The sequence below is a fragment of the Bradyrhizobium japonicum USDA 6 genome (genome assembly GCF_000284375.1).
GTDB classification, from domain to species: domain Bacteria; phylum Pseudomonadota; class Alphaproteobacteria; order Rhizobiales; family Xanthobacteraceae; genus Bradyrhizobium; species Bradyrhizobium japonicum.
Window position 1 is genome coordinate 2739340 of record NC_017249.1, and the last position, 14303, is coordinate 2753642.

Here is a 14303-nt window from a genome sequence, read left to right on the forward strand (position 1 = left end):
CAGGACCTCAGGGTTTCTCGGCCTCAGCGTTTCGCCCCGCTCAGCTTCAATTGCCGGACCACGCCGTCGACGATCGCCTCGACGGACTCGTCGATCGAAACGGTGACGACGTGCTCGCCAGCCTCGGGCGGCTCCAGCGTCGTGAACTGGCTCGTCAGCAGTTCGGGCGGCATGAAATGGCCCTTGCGTTGGGCGAGGCGGGCGGCGATCAGTTCCCTGGTACCCCTCAGGAAGACGAAGCGGACGTCGTCGCGCCCACGCAGCAGCACGTCGCGATAGGTGTGCTTCAGTGCCGAGCAGGCGATGATCACGTGCTCGCCCTTGTCGCAGACCCGCGCGATCTCGTCGGCAATGGCGTTTAGCCAGGGCCAGCGGTCCTCGTCGGTGAGGGGATGGCCGGCCCGCATCTTCTCGACATTGCTGGCGGGGTGAAAGCTGTCGCCGTCCTCGAAACGCCAGCCGAGCCGCTGCCCGAGCGCCTCCGCAACCGTACTCTTGCCTGAACCCGACACGCCCATCACGATCAACGCACAAGGTGCTTCAACGCCCGCCACGAATTCCCTCCGGAAGCGCGGCCTGGTCGACCAGCCAGACGGTCTCACCATTCGAGCGCGCGCGTACAGCCGGCAGAGTCTCGCCATTGAGCAGGCGCGTCAAGATCGGCTGCTTGTCGTGCCCGGCAATCTCGAACAGCATTTCGCGGCAGGAGGCCAAGGCGGGCAGGGTCAGCGACACCCGCGGCACGAACGGCGCGACATTGGCCTTGGGGACGCCGACCACCCAGCGGATGGTCTCCTCGATCGCGGGGTAGCCGGGGAAGAGCGAGGCGGTGTGGCCGTCGGGGCCCGCGCCCATCAGGACCATGTCGAACAGCGGCCGTGCCGGATCGAGGTTTTTGGCACCGTAGAAGGACTGAAGCTCGCGCGCGTAGGCCTCGGCACCCGCTTCGGGGCTTTCAGCCGTGGTCGGGATCGGGTGAATATGGCCAGACGGCGCACTGCGGTCGAGAAAGGTCGCGCGCGCGACTGCCATGTTGTTGAGGGGATCGCTCGAAGGCACGAAACGCTCGTCACCGATGAACCAGTGCACGCGGTCCCACGGGATCTTGCCGCGATACACGTCGCTGCCGAGCAATTGATAGAGCTTCCTCGGGCTGGAGCCGCCGGTGAGGCAGATCGCGATCCGCCCGGGATTGGTGGCGATCCGCGCCATCACCCGTTCGGCCGCGGCCTGCGCCAGCGCCTCGGCGTCGGCCTCGACGATCAGTTTCGGCTGGTCGGCCGCTGCCATCACGAATACTTCCGCCAGCTGCGCCCGTCGCGCCGGAGTAGTTCATCGGCGCAGGCCGGGCCGTCGCTGCCGGCGTCATAGGTCTCGATGCCGTTGGTGCCTTCACTTTTCCAGGCGTCCAGGAACGGCTGCACCGCCTGCCATCCGGCCTCGATGCCGTCGGCGCGCTGGAACAGGATGTTGTCGCCGATCATGCAGTCGTAGATCAGCGTCTCATAGCCGGTCGAGGGGTCGGCGCGGAAATAGTCGCCGTAGCGGAATTTCATCTCGACGCCGTCGATGGTGACGCTCGGCCCCGGAATCTTGGCATTGAACTGAAGCTCGATGGTCTCGGTCGGTGCGATGCCGATGGTGAGGAAGTTCTGCGACAGGCGGTCGACCGTCGTGCCTGAGAACATCGACAGCGGCGCCTGCTTGAACTTGATCGCGACTTCGGTTCGCTTGTGGCCGAGCGCCTTGCCGGTGCGCAGATAGAACGGTACGCCGGCCCAGCGCCAATTGTCGATCATCAGTTTGAGCGCGACAAAGGTCTCGGTGGTGCTGCCGGGCTTGACATCCTCGGTCTTGCGATAGTCGGTGATCTCGTCGTCGCCGATGCGGCCTGCCAGATATTGCGCCCGCACGGAGTTCTTCAGCGCTTCCTCGCGGCTCGGCTGCTGGATCGACGTCAGCACGTCGGCCTTCTCGGAGCGCACGGAATGCGCGTCGAAGCGCGCCGGCGGCTCCATCGCAACCAGCGACATCAGCTGGAACAGATGGTTCGGCACCATGTCACGCAGCGCGCCGGTGGCGTCGTAGAAGCCGCCGCGATGGCCGACGCCGAGCTTCTCCTCCACCGTGATCTGGATGTGGTCGATGTGGTTGCGATTCCAGATCGGCTCGAACATGCCGTTGGCGAAGCGCAGCACCATGATGTTCTGCACCGTCTCCTTGCCGAGATAGTGATCGATCCGGTAGATCTGGTGCTCGTCCATGATCTTCAGCAGCTCGGCATTCAGCGCCTTGGCCGAGGCGAGGTCGGTGCCGAACGGCTTCTCGATCACGAGCCGCCGCCAGGCGCCGTTCTCCTTCATCATGCCGGTGCGGCCGAGCTCGCGCGCGGTCGGCGCGAAGGCGGCGGGCGGCGTTGCCAGATAGAACAGGCGGTTGCCGCCGGTGTCCTGCGCGCATTCCAGCGAATCCAGATGCTCGCGCAGGCGGTCGAAGGACGGTGGATCCTTCGGATCGGCCTCGACGAAGGTCACGCATTCCAGCAGCTTCCGGGCAATGTCGTCGTCCACGGGCCGCGTCGCGAATTGCCGCAGACCCTTCAGCAGGCTGTCGCGCAGCTCGTCATCGGACTGGCGGTTGCGGGCCACGCCGACGACGCAGAACTTCTCCGGTAACAGGTGCTCGGCGGCGAGATTGTAGAGCGACGGCAGCACCAGCCGATGGGTGAGGTCACCGGTCGCGCCAAAGATGACGAAGGCGCAATTTTCGGGCTTGCGCTTGGCCTGCGGGTCTTTTGTCACGAATGATCGGCCTTCGCTCTGTTACCTGTTACTTCGGCTTTTATTTGGGTTTCGAAGCGCCCGGCTGCTTCGGCTCCTTGTGGCCGCCGAAACCCGCGCGCATCGCGGAGAGAATTTTTTCGGCGAAGGTGTGTTCCTTGCGGGAACGGAAACGTGTGTAGAGGGCGGCGGTCAAAACTTCGGCCGGCACGGCCTCGTCGATCGCGGCATTCACGGTCCAGCGGCCTTCGCCGGAATCCTCGACGAAGCCGGAATATTCCGCAAGCGCAGGGCTGTCGGCGAGCGCCGTCGAGGTGAGGTCGAGCAACCAGGACGGGATCACGCTGCCGCGCCGCCACACCTCGGCGATGTCGGCAAGGTCGAAATCGTAGCGATGATCGACCGGCAAAGCCTCGATGTTGGCATTCTTGAGGATGTCGAAACCTTCGGCATAGGCCTGCATCAGGCCGTATTCGATGCCGTTGTGGATCATCTTGACGAAATGGCCGGCGCCCACGGGACCTGCATGGATGTAGCCCTGCTCGATGCGGGGATCGCGCCCCTCACGTCCTTCCGTGCGCGGAATGTCGCCGGCGCCGGGCGCGAGCGCGGCGAAGATCGGATCGAGCCGGTCGACCACCTGCTTCTCGCCGCCGATCATCATGCAATAGCCGCGGTCGAGCCCCCAGACGCCGCCTGAGGTGCCGACGTCGACATAATGGATGCCGCGTTCCTTCAGCGCCTTGCCGCGGCGGACGTCGTCCTGCCAGAACGTGTTGCCGCCGTCGATGATGACGTCGCCGGCCTGCATCACGGCCGCGATCGTGTCGATCGTCGTCTCGGTGATGTGGCCGGCCGGCAGCATCACCCACGCCGCGCGCGGCCGCTCCAGTTTGGCGACGAACTCCTCCAGCGTCGCCGAACCCTGTGCGCCGTCTGCGGCGAGACCCGCGACGGCCTTGGCGTCCTTGTCGTAGACCACGGTCGTATGACCGTGGCGCATTAGGCGGCGAACGATGTTGCCGCCCATCCGGCCGAGGCCGATCATGCCGAGTTGCATCGAGAGATTCCCTTAGTTCAGCGCATCGTTAAGCGCCGCGTTGAGCGCCGCGAGACCTTTCTTGAGCCCGCCCTTGAGGTGGACCCGGAGCGCGCGCCGGCCGCGCTCGGTGAGCACGTCGAAGTCGCCGCGCGCCTGCGCGGCCTTGATCACGCCGAAGCTCGCCTTCTGGCCCGGCACCGACAAGTCCTTGGCATCGTCGGCGGTGATCTGGAGAAACACGCCGCTGTCGGGCCCGCCCTTGTAGGCCTGCCCGGTCGAATGCAGGAAGCGCGGTCCGAACTCGGCGCAGGTCGCGACGTGACGCTTCTCGCGCACTTCGAGACGCATCGTCTGGAGTGCGTCGATCGTCGCCTTGTCGCGCGCGATGTAGCCGAGCAGGGCGACATAGTCGCCATGGCCCGAGCGGGAGAGATGCGCCTTCAGCCACGAGGTGAGGTCGCCGTTGGCGCCGGCGGCGCGCAGCGCCGTGGCGTTGGCCTCGTCGGTGTAGAGGTCGGCCTCGTCGGTGCTGACCACCGGCTGTTCGGCCGGCAACGCACCGGTCTTCTCGAACGACGCGGTGAGCTCGCGGGTCTTGATCTTGGCCGCTTCCACGTCCGGCTGGTCGAACGGGTTGATGCCGAGGATGCTGCCCGCGACTGCCGTCGCCATCTCGAAGCGGAAGAACTCCTGGCCGAGATGGTCGATCGATTTCATCACGATGCGCACGACGGGATGGCCGGCGGCTTCGACCGCGGCAAGCTTGGAGTCATGCGCGGCGTCCGCTTCACCTTCGGTGCGAATGTCGATGAAGAAGCGGTCGTTGCCGTACAGCGCGGGCTCGCCCAGCGGCTCGCCGGCGATCGGGATCAGGCCCTTGCCTTCCTTGCCGGTCGATTCCGCGATCAGCTGCTCGGCCCAGGCGCCGAAATCGGCGATCTTCTTCGACGACAGGATCGTCACCTTGTCGCGGCCTTCGAGGCCGGCGAGGCCCATGGCGAGGCCGAGCTGGACGCCCGGGTTCTCACCTGGCGGCACGTCCGGTCCGCAGGAGCGGGCCATGGAGAGCGCGTGTTTGATCAGCGTCTTGACGTCGATGCCCGCGGTTGCCGCCGGCACCAGGCCGAACGGCGAGAGCACCGAATAGCGGCCGCCGATCGAGGGTTCGCCATGGAAGATGCGGGCGTAGTCGAGGCTCTTCGCCGCCTTCTCCAGCGACGAGCCGGGATCGGTCACCGCGATGAAGCGATGGCCGGTCTTCACTTTCGGCCCGACCGCCTGTGCGACGCGTTCGTGGAAATAATCCTTCATCGCGTTCGGCTCGGTCGTCCCGCCGGATTTGCTGGATACGATGAACACGGTGTTGGCGATGTCGATCCTGGCCTCCATTGCCCGGACCTGTGCCGGATCGGTGGAATCCAGCACGTGCAATTTCGGGAAGCCGGACTTCCGCGCAAAAGTCTCGGCCAGTACCTCGGGGCCAAGGCTCGATCCGCCCATGCCGAGCACGACGGCATCGGAGAACTTTTGGCCCTTCACGCGGCTCGCATAGTCCTCATAGTCGGCGACGTCGGCCTTCGCCGCGCTGTCGAGCCAGCCGAGCCATTTGTCCTCGTCGGTGCCGGTCCAGACGGATTTGTCGTGCTGCCACAGCCTGCGGATCTTTGCCGACGCGCGCCATTCCTCGGTGCTCTTGGCCACCGCCTTGCCGAGGCCGTCGCCGAGCGAGAGAAGCTGGTAGTCGATCGCGGGCCCGAGCACGGTTGCCCGCTTGTGGGCGACGGCGCCATAGAGCTTGTCGGCGGCATCGGCGAACTGCTTGACGCCGTCCTTGACGAGTTCCTTGGTGATTGCCTCGAGCGAGACGCCGGAGCGCTCCAGTTCTTCCAGTACGCGGCGGGCGTCGTCGACGTTCTCTTCAAGGCTGTCGCGCGGCTTGCCGTGGTCGCGGAAAGCATCGAGCGTCGCCGGCGGCACGGTATTGATGGTGTCGGGGCCGATCAGCTCCTCGACATAGAGGACGTCGCTGTAATCCTTGTTCTTGGTGCCGGTGGAGGCCCACAGCATCCGCTGCGGCTTGGCGCCCTTGGCAGCGAGCTTGTCCCAGCGCGGGCCGGAAAACAGGCGCTTGTAATCCTGGTAGGCGACCTTGGCGTTGGCGATCGCGACCTTGCCCTTCAGCGCGGCGAGCCGCTCCTTCTCGGATGGATCGTTGGCGCGGGCGATCTTCTCGTCGAGCTGCTTGTCGACGACCGAGTCGATGCGGCTGACGAAGAAGCTCGCGACGCTCGCCACGTGGGACGGGTCGCCGCCGCCGGCGACGTATTTTTCCAGACCGGCGAGATAGGCCTCGGCGACCTGGAGGTAGACGTCCCTGGCGAACAACAGCGTGATGTTGATGCTGATGCCGTCGCCGATCAGCGTCTCGATCGCCGGCAGGCCCTCCGGCGTCGCCGGCACCTTCACCATCAGGTTCTTGCGGTCGACATCCTTCCAGAGCCGCCGCGCCTCGGCGACCGTGCCGGCGGTGTCCATCGCCAGATAGGGCGAGACTTCCAGGCTGACATAGCCGTCGCCGCCCTTCAGGCGGTCATAGACCGGGCGGAGCACGTCCGCGGCGTTCTGGATGTCCTCGATCGCGACGGCTTCGAACAGGTCGGCCACGGTCCGGTCGCCGCGCTTCAGCGCCTTGCCGATCGGGGCGTCATACTCGTCCGAGCTGCCGATCGCCTTCTCGAAGATCGACGGGTTGGAGGTGACGCCCTTGACGCCGTCGGTGTCAATCAGCCGCTTCAGGTCGCCCTTGGCGATGAAGCCACGGGCAAGGAAGTCCAGCCAGACGGCTTGTCCGTGCTTTTCCAGTTCTTTGACGGGATTCATGATGATTATTTATCTCCAAGCCTGCGGGCGAGGGGTTTCCGCCCCGGTCCTGACGCGCTATCCTCTAGCCTACATGCTCCCGGGAGGGAACCAATCAAGGGGATAGGCGTCTACCCTCCAGTGTAACTCCGTCGCGATCATGGCGATCCAGGCGGAAGTAGCCGTGTTGCGTAAAAAGTCGTCGGCCGGAGCAGTGGCCAGGGCTCGTTACGCAACGGAGCCGCTTCGTCTCGTCAGCCCAGTCTGCGTGGAGTGTCATCTGCGGATTACGGTCCGCCTGATAGATCGTCGCTCGGCCGCGAATGGCCATGCTGGGGAAGAGCATGCACGCACATCACGACCGCCTGACGCTCGCTGCTGCCGACAGTCCGCAATCGGTCGCGCCGGCCGCATGCATCGATGCGACCCACGATCTCGAAATCAGCCCATGTACGACCCAGCTGCGGCTGCTGGTCGCGGCGGGCTTCGCATTGACCCTGTTCAGCGCGACCCTTGCTTTCGACTGGTGGGACGGTCTGGGCGACTACGATACGACGGTCGGCTATGCCGGCGTCGTGCTGTTCGGCCTGGTGACCGGCCGGCTGATCTGGCTGCTGCCCGCCGAGCGGGGACCGGTGGTGATCGTCACCCCCTATGGCATCCGCGACCTCCGCATTGGCAATGAATTTCTGCTGTGGGACTCGATTGCGGAGATTTCGGCTGAGGAAAGCCGCGGCCACAAGGCGATCGTGCTGACGCTGACGCCGGCCTTGCAGCGGCAGCTCTGCACCATGAGCACCTTGGCGCCCCGTGCGGAGAACGAACGGCAGAATGAACGGCAGAATGAACGGATTGTCATCCGCTCCGAGGGGTTGGCGACCGATTTTGATACACTGCTGCGCGCTTGCCGCGATTGTCATGCCGCGAGCGCTGTGCGCACCGCATTGCAGCAGGAATATGAACGCGGCACGCAGGGCTTCGCCGTACAAGCGTCATAAGATTGCCGCTCGTAGATCGCTCCATGTTGCAGTGCCGGATGGGCTCATCCCCGGTAATGCCCGGATGTTGCGACCAAGTGACATTTTCTGGAAATGAGCGAAGATAGATACAGATTCGCACAAATTACAGGCATGTGCCTGTTCGTAACTCAATGAGTGCCTACGTTGTGCGTTGCGTCGTGTCGGCACCAGGGTGTCCAATGATCGTCATGTGCTCACGCTGATTCGAAATGGCCTGAGGAACGGTCCGGTAACTGCTTTCGTTTCAGCTTGTGGCGGAACTCACGCGGAGAGGGATCATGTATAACGATTCTCTATTCAACGCTTTCGCTAAGTCGTTCGAGGCGAGAAGCCAACACGACATGTCGATGGCGGAATATCTGGAATCGTGTCGAAGCGATCCCATGAAATACGCGAACGCGGCCGAGCGACTGCTAGCAGCCATCGGTGAGCCCCAGACGATTGACACGGCCAAGGACCCACGCCTTGGCCGTATTTTTTTGAACCGCACCATCCGGACCTATCCAGCTTTCGCCGGCTTCTACGGCATGGAAGAAACCATCGAGCGCATCGTCGGTTTCTTCCGTCACGCGGCGCAAGGCTTGGAGGAGCGCAAGCAGATCCTCTATCTGCTCGGCCCCGTCGGTGGCGGCAAATCCTCGCTCGCCGAGCGCTTGAAGTCGCTGATGGAAGTGCAGCCGATCTACGTGCTCAAAGCCGGCGATGAATTGAGCCCGGTGTTTGAAAGCCCGCTCAGCCTGTTTGATCCCGATCATCTCGGGCCGATGCTGGAGGAGAAGTACGGCATTCCGCGCCGGCGTCTCACCGGCCTGATGAGCCCGTGGTGCTACAAGCGGCTGGAAGCCTTCGGCGGCGACATTTCTCAATTCAGAGTCGCAAAAATCCAGCCGTCGCGGCTGCGCCAGATTGCGGTCTCCAAGACCGAGCCCGGCGACGAGAACAACCAGGACATCTCGTCGCTGGTCGGCAAGGTCGACATCCGCAAGCTCGAGACCTACGCGCAGAACGATCCCGACGCCTACAGCTATTCGGGCGGCCTCAATCGCGCCAACCAGGGCATCCTTGAATTCGTCGAGATGTTCAAGGCGCCGATCAAGATGCTGCATCCGTTGCTGACCGCAACGCAGGAAAACAACTACATCGGCACCGAGAATATCGGCGCGATTCCCTTCACCGGCGTGATCCTCGCGCACTCGAACGAAGCCGAGTGGTCGAGCTTCAAGGCCAACAAGAACAACGAGGCCTTCATCGATCGCATCTGCGTGATCAAGGTGCCGTACTGTCTCCGCGTCACCGAAGAGCAGAAGATCTACGAAAAGCTGATCCAGGGCTCGGAGCTGGCGGCTGCGCCGTGCGCACCCTCGACCCTGGAGACGCTGGCGCGGTTCTCGGTGATGTCGCGCCTGCGCAAGCACGAGAACTCCACGCTGTTCGGCAAGCTGCGGGTCTATGACGGCGAGAGCCTGAAGGAATCCGATCCGAAGGCACGGAGCGTCCAGGAATATCGCGATGCCGCCGGCGTCGACGAAGGCATGGACGGCGTCTCCACGCGCTTTGCCTTCAAGATCCTGGCTGCGACCTTCAACCACGATCCGCAGGAAGTCGCGGCCGACGCCGTGCATCTGATGTACGCGCTGGAGCAGTCGATCCGCCGCGAGCAGCTCCCCGAGGAAGTCGAGAAGCGCTATCTCGAATTCATCAAGGCCGAGCTGGCGCCGCGCTACGCCGAGTTCATCGGCAACGAGATCCAGAAGGCCTATCTCGAATCCTACTCGGATTACGGCCAGAATCTGTTCGACCGCTACGTCGACTACGCCGATGCCTGGATCGAGGATCAGGACTTCAAGGATGCCGACACCGGTCAGCTGCTGGATCGCGAGCTTTTGAACCAGGAACTGACGAAAATCGAGAAGCCGGCGGGCATCGCCAACCCGAAGGACTTCCGCAACGAGGTAGTCAAATTCTCGTTACGGTCGCGGGCCCAGAACAGCGGCAAGAATCCGACCTGGATCTCCTACGAGAAGATTCGCGACGTGATCGAAAAGCGGATATTCTCGCAGGTCGAGGACCTGCTTCCGGTCATCTCCTTCGGGTCGAAGAAGGACGGCGAGACGGAGAAGAAGCACGGCGAGTTCGTCGCACGCATGGTGGAGCGCGGCTACACCGAGCGTCAGGTTCGCCGGCTCGTCGAATGGTACATGCGTGTGAAGCAGGCCGGTTAAGGCGGATGGAAAAGTGCCCATTCACATTATTGACAGGCGCCTGAATCCAGGCGGCAAGAGTCTTGAGAACCGGCAGCGGTTCTTGCGTCGGGCCAAATCCCTGGTGCAGGGCGCCGTCAAGAAGACCTCGCAGGAACGCGACATCAAGGATGTCCTGGAGGGTGGTGAGGTCACGATACCGCTCGACGGCATGCACGAGCCGCGTTTCCGCCGTGAAGGCGGAACGCGTGACATGGTGTTGCCCGGGAACAAGAAGTTCATCGAGGGCGATTACCTCCAGCGATCCGGCCAGGGCGGCGCCAAGGATTCCGGTCCCGGAGAAGGCGACAGCGAGGACGCGTTCCGCTTCGTCCTCTCCCGCGACGAGTTCGTGGATCTGTTCCTCGACGACCTCGAGCTGCCGGATCTTGCCAAGCGCAAGATCGCGCAGACCGAGAGCGAGGGCATCCAGCGCGCCGGCTACACCACGTCCGGCTCGCCCGCCAACATCTCGGTCAGCCGGACGGTGAAGCTCGCGCTGGCGCGCCGCATCGCGCTCAGGCGTCCCCGCAAGGAGGAGATCGAGGAGCTGGAAGCCGCGATCGCGGCATGCACCGACGAAGACGAGCGTGTGCTGCTGCTCGCCGAGCTCGAAAAGCTGAAGGCGAAGACCAAGCGCATTCCCTTCGTCGACCCGCTCGATATCCGCTACCGTCGCTACGAGAAGGTGCCGCGGCCGGTCGCGCAGGCGGTGATGTTCTGCCTGATGGACGTCTCCGGCTCGATGTCCGAGCACATGAAGGACCTCGCCAAGCGCTTCTACATGCTGCTCTACGTGTTCCTGAAGCGGCGCTACAAGCATGTCGAGATCGTCTTCATCCGCCACACCGACCGCGCCGAGGAGGTGGACGAGCAGACCTTCTTCTACGGTCCGGCCTCGGGCGGCACGCTGGTCTCCAGCGCGCTCCACGCCATGCACGAGATCGTGCGCGAGCGCTTCAACCCGTCGGACTGGAACATCTACGCTGCGCAAGCCTCGGACGGCGACAATTCCTATTCCGACGGCGAGCTCACGGGCATGCTGCTGACCGACAAGATCCTGCCGGTCTGCCAGTTCTTTGCCTATCTCGAGGTCGGGGAGTCCGGCGGCAGCGCCTTCGATCTCTCTGACTCCTCGCTCTGGACCCTCTACGACCGCCTGCGCAACAGCGGCGCACCGCTCTCGATGCGCAAGGTCAGCGAGCGCAGCGAGATCTTCCCGGTGTTCCACGATCTGTTCCAGCGCCGCGAAACTTCCCAGGAGAAAGCCGCTCCATGACGGAACGCTTGTTCGAAGGCGCCGATTGGGATTTCCACACCTTGCAGCGCATCACCGATGCCTGCGAGGAGGTGGCGATGAAGGATCTCGGGCTCGACGTCTATCCGAACCAGATCGAGGTCATCACCGCCGAGCAGATGCTGGATGCCTACTCCTCCGTCGGCATGCCGCTGTTCTACAAGCACTGGTCGTTCGGCAAGCACTTCGCGTTCCACGAGGCCTCGTATCGCAAGGGCCTGATGGGGCTCGCCTATGAGATCGTGATCAACTCCTCGCCCTGCATCTCCTACCTGATGGAGGAGAACACGGCGACGATGCAGACGCTGGTGATCGCGCACGCCGCCTTCGGCCACAACCACTTCTTCAAGAACAACTATCTGTTCAAGCAGTGGACCGACGCCGACGGCATCCTGGACTATCTCGACTTTGCCAAGAACTACGTCATGACCTGCGAGGAGCGCTACGGCCGCGTCGAGGTCGAGCGCACCCTGGATGCCGCGCATGCGCTGATGTCGCACGGCATCGACCGCTATCCCGGCAAGAAGAAGCTGGATCTGCGCTCCGAGGAGAAGCGGGCAGGGCGCCGCCGTCAGCACGAGGAGGAAGTCTTCAACGACCTCTGGCGCACCGTGCCGAAGGGGGCGTCGAAGACCCGCTCCGCGCTCAGCATCGAACGCCGCCGCAAGCTGCTCGGCCTGCCGCAGGAAAACCTGCTCTACTTCCTGGAGAAGAGCGCGCCGCGGCTGGCGCCCTGGCAGCGCGAGCTTTTGCGCATCGTCCGCCACATCGCGCAATATTTCTATCCGCAGAGCCAGACCAAGGTGATGAACGAGGGGACGGCGACCTACGTCCACTATCGCATCATGACCAAGCTGCATCAGCAAGGCCGCATCTCCGACGGCAACTTCCTCGAATTCCTGCAATCGCACACCAATGTGGTGTTCCAGCCCGAATTCGACGATCCGCGCTTCTCCGGCTTCAATCCCTATGCGCTCGGCTTTGCAGTGATGCAGGACATCGAGCGCATCGTCACCAGGCCGGAGGACGAGGACCGCGAGTGGTTCCCCGATATTGCTGGCAAGAACGACGTGATGGGCGTGCTGCGCGACGTCTGGGCCAACTACCGTGACGAAAGCTTCATCGCGCAGTTCCTGAGCCCGAAGCTGATGCGGCACTTCCGCATGTTCCACCTGCACGACGATCCCGAGGAGCGCGCCGGCATCCGGGTCGATGCCATCCACGACGATCGCGGCTTCCGCCGGGTGCGGCGCGAGCTGGCGCGGCAGCATGATGTTGGCTTCATCGATGCCAATATCGAAGTGGTCGACGTCGATCTCTCCGGCGACCGCCGGCTGATCCTGCATCACCACGTCATCAAGGGCTCGCAGCTCAACGAGACCGACGCCAAGCGCGTGCTCCAGCACCTCGCCGATCTCTGGACCTACGACGTCTCGCTGATCGAGGTCGATGCCAACGACAAGGTCCTGCGCGAATATGTCGTAAGCCCGCGTCCGATCCCGGCGGCGGCCTGAGGCAGCTGAGGAGACCGCAGAGCGGTCGTCTCGAAGGACGAGGCGCTCGCTCCGGCCGTCACCAAGAACTTGCATCGACCTAATGTGGTCTAAGTCGATCGCTTCTTCGCCGGCTTCTTCTTGGACGCATTCAGCTCCACCGCCGCGCGGATCAGCGCCTTCAATGCCTTCTCGTTGATCTTTTCGCCTTCGCGAATGTCGATCGCGCGGCGCACGTTTCCGTCGAGGCTCGAATTGAACAGGCCGGCCGGGTCGTCCAGCGCCGCGCCCTTGGCGAAAGTCAGCTTCACGACGGCCTTGTAGGTCTCGCCGGTGCAGATGATGCCGTCGTGCTCCCACACGGGAACGCCGCGCCATTTCCATTCCTCGACGACGTCAGGATCGGCCTCCTTGATCAGGCCGCGGATTCGCCCCAGCATCTCGCCGCGCCAGTCACCGAGCTCCTTGATCCTGCCGTCGATCATCCTGGAGGGTGAAGCGCCGTCCGTCTTGGTCGCGCTGCTTGTCTTCGCGGTTACCGCCTTCTTCATGATCACGCCTCTTGCCGCGCGTCGCTGCGACGGCCGACATAGGGCAGCGCGAACATGTAGAGCCCGGTAGCGAGCAACGGAATCAGCGGGACGAATGCCAGCAGCCCGATCCAGGTGGCCTGGATTTGCAGCGTCAAGGCAACAATGTTCGCGATCACGGCGAGCGTGAAAGCAATGGACAGCCAGCGATGGATCTGTCGAACCCACATATTCCCGGTCAATGAAACCTCCTCTTGAGATGATCGAATGAAGGCCGGCGACGGACCTAGTCAGCCCGCGCCAGCACCTCGTCCAGCTTGGCGAAGAACTGCTTCCAGCCGGCATGCGCGCCGCCATAGGCCTGCTTCTGCGTCGGGCTGAAGCCCGCCTGCTCGACGCGCAAATGCGTGCCCGCGTTCGTCGGTGTCAGCGTGAAGGTCACCACGCTTTTCAGATCGAACGCCGCGTCCTCATGCGAGAAATTCCAGGTATAGGCGAGCGCGCGCTGCGGCTCGATGGTGAGGACCTCGCAGTCCAGCACGCCGCCCCATTCGCCGCGAAGATTGAAGCGATGACCGACGACCGGCTTGAAGTCGTTCTTCATCAGCCATTCCTCGATCAGATGCGGCTGCGTCAGCGCGCGCCAGATCCGCTCGGCCGGAAAGGCGAATTCGCGCTCGATCACCACGGAGCGCATCTCGGCGGCGGCTTCGGTCATTGGTCCATCCTCTTCAGGAGATCGTCGAGTGCATCGAGCCGGTTCTGCCAGAAGCCGGCCATCTGGCCGGTCCAGTCGATCAGCGGATTCAGCGCGCCCGGCTGCGCGCTGTAATGGGTCTGGCGTCCTGCATGGCGGTCGCGCACCAGCCCGGCCTGCTTCAGCGCGCCGAGATGTTTCGAGACCGCCGGCTGGGAAACGCCTGAGGTCGCGGTCAGTGCTCCGACCGTCTGCTCGCCGTCGCGGCACAGCCGCTCGAAGATCGCCCTCCGGGTCGGATCGGCGAGCGTCCTGAACAGAAGATCGTGCGCGGCGGACATGTGAA

Annotated in this window: 13 protein-coding genes; 4 read left to right on the forward strand and 9 right to left on the reverse strand. The window is 63.7% G+C overall.

The window, feature by feature from the left end:
- Positions 1 to 23: 23 nt before the first annotated feature.
- From BJ6T_RS12815 to BJ6T_RS12835, 5 genes are read right to left on the reverse strand one after another with little or no spacing between them, the layout of a single operon-like run.
- Positions 24 to 554: a gluconokinase gene (locus BJ6T_RS12815; protein ID WP_014492792.1), complete on the reverse strand. Its 531-nt coding sequence runs from the start codon at positions 552 to 554 to the stop codon at positions 24 to 26.
- Positions 541 to 1290: a 6-phosphogluconolactonase gene (gene pgl / locus BJ6T_RS12820; RefSeq protein ID WP_014492793.1), complete on the reverse strand. Its 750-nt coding sequence runs from the start codon at positions 1288 to 1290 to the stop codon at positions 541 to 543. The genes BJ6T_RS12815 and pgl overlap by 14 nt, the downstream gene beginning before the upstream one ends.
- Positions 1290 to 2801 carry a glucose-6-phosphate dehydrogenase gene (gene zwf, locus BJ6T_RS12825; protein ID WP_014492794.1) on the reverse strand — a complete coding sequence of 504 codons (1512 nt, stop codon included), beginning with the start codon at positions 2799 to 2801 and terminating at the stop codon, positions 1290 to 1292. The genes pgl and zwf overlap by 1 nt, the downstream gene beginning before the upstream one ends.
- Positions 2802 to 2841: 40 nt before the next feature.
- Positions 2842 to 3840, reverse strand: coding sequence for a phosphogluconate dehydrogenase (NAD(+)-dependent, decarboxylating) (gene gnd / locus BJ6T_RS12830; protein WP_014492795.1), 999 nt, complete (start codon positions 3838 to 3840; stop codon positions 2842 to 2844).
- A 12-nt stretch (positions 3841 to 3852) separates the two neighbouring features.
- Positions 3853 to 6702, reverse strand: a complete 2850-nt coding sequence (locus BJ6T_RS12835) for a bifunctional transaldolase/phosoglucose isomerase (RefSeq protein WP_014492796.1) — start codon at positions 6700 to 6702, stop codon at positions 3853 to 3855.
- Positions 6703 to 7004: 302 nt separating this feature from the next.
- Here BJ6T_RS12835 and BJ6T_RS12840 point away from each other — a divergent pair, with 302 nt between their 5' ends.
- From BJ6T_RS12840 to BJ6T_RS12855, 4 genes are all read left to right on the forward strand, one after another.
- On the forward strand, positions 7005 to 7679 hold the full coding sequence (locus BJ6T_RS12840) for an STM3941 family protein (protein ID WP_014492797.1): 675 nt from the start codon (positions 7005 to 7007) through the stop codon (positions 7677 to 7679).
- A 299-nt stretch (positions 7680 to 7978) separates the two neighbouring features.
- Positions 7979 to 9922 carry a PrkA family serine protein kinase gene (locus BJ6T_RS12845; protein WP_028147053.1) on the forward strand — a complete coding sequence of 648 codons (1944 nt, stop codon included), beginning with the start codon at positions 7979 to 7981 and terminating at the stop codon, positions 9920 to 9922.
- Between the two features lie 19 nt (positions 9923 to 9941).
- Positions 9942 to 11219 carry a YeaH/YhbH family protein gene (locus BJ6T_RS12850; protein WP_028170634.1) on the forward strand — a complete coding sequence of 426 codons (1278 nt, stop codon included), beginning with the start codon at positions 9942 to 9944 and terminating at the stop codon, positions 11217 to 11219.
- Positions 11216 to 12751, forward strand: a complete 1536-nt coding sequence (locus BJ6T_RS12855; protein ID WP_014492800.1) for a SpoVR family protein — start codon at positions 11216 to 11218, stop codon at positions 12749 to 12751. The genes BJ6T_RS12850 and BJ6T_RS12855 overlap by 4 nt, the downstream gene beginning before the upstream one ends.
- An 89-nt stretch (positions 12752 to 12840) precedes the next feature.
- Here BJ6T_RS12855 and BJ6T_RS12860 read toward each other — a convergent pair whose 3' ends face one another.
- From BJ6T_RS12860 to BJ6T_RS12875, 4 genes are read right to left on the reverse strand one after another with little or no spacing between them, the layout of a single operon-like run.
- Entirely contained in the window at positions 12841 to 13281 is a 441-nt protein-coding gene (locus BJ6T_RS12860; RefSeq protein WP_014492801.1) for a DUF1801 domain-containing protein, read from the reverse strand.
- Positions 13282 to 13283: 2 nt separating this feature from the next.
- The gene (locus BJ6T_RS12865) at positions 13284 to 13502 is read right to left on the reverse strand and encodes a hypothetical protein (protein WP_014492802.1); all 219 of its coding nucleotides are present in this window, start codon (positions 13500 to 13502) and stop codon (positions 13284 to 13286) included.
- Positions 13503 to 13546: 44 nt separating this feature from the next.
- Positions 13547 to 13978 carry an SRPBCC family protein gene (locus BJ6T_RS12870; RefSeq protein WP_014492803.1) on the reverse strand — a complete coding sequence of 144 codons (432 nt, stop codon included), beginning with the start codon at positions 13976 to 13978 and terminating at the stop codon, positions 13547 to 13549.
- Positions 13975 to 14298, reverse strand: a complete 324-nt coding sequence (locus BJ6T_RS12875; RefSeq protein WP_028170635.1) for an ArsR/SmtB family transcription factor — start codon at positions 14296 to 14298, stop codon at positions 13975 to 13977. Before BJ6T_RS12875 ends, BJ6T_RS12870 begins: the two co-directional genes overlap by 4 nt.
- Positions 14299 to 14303: the final 5 nt, after the last annotated feature.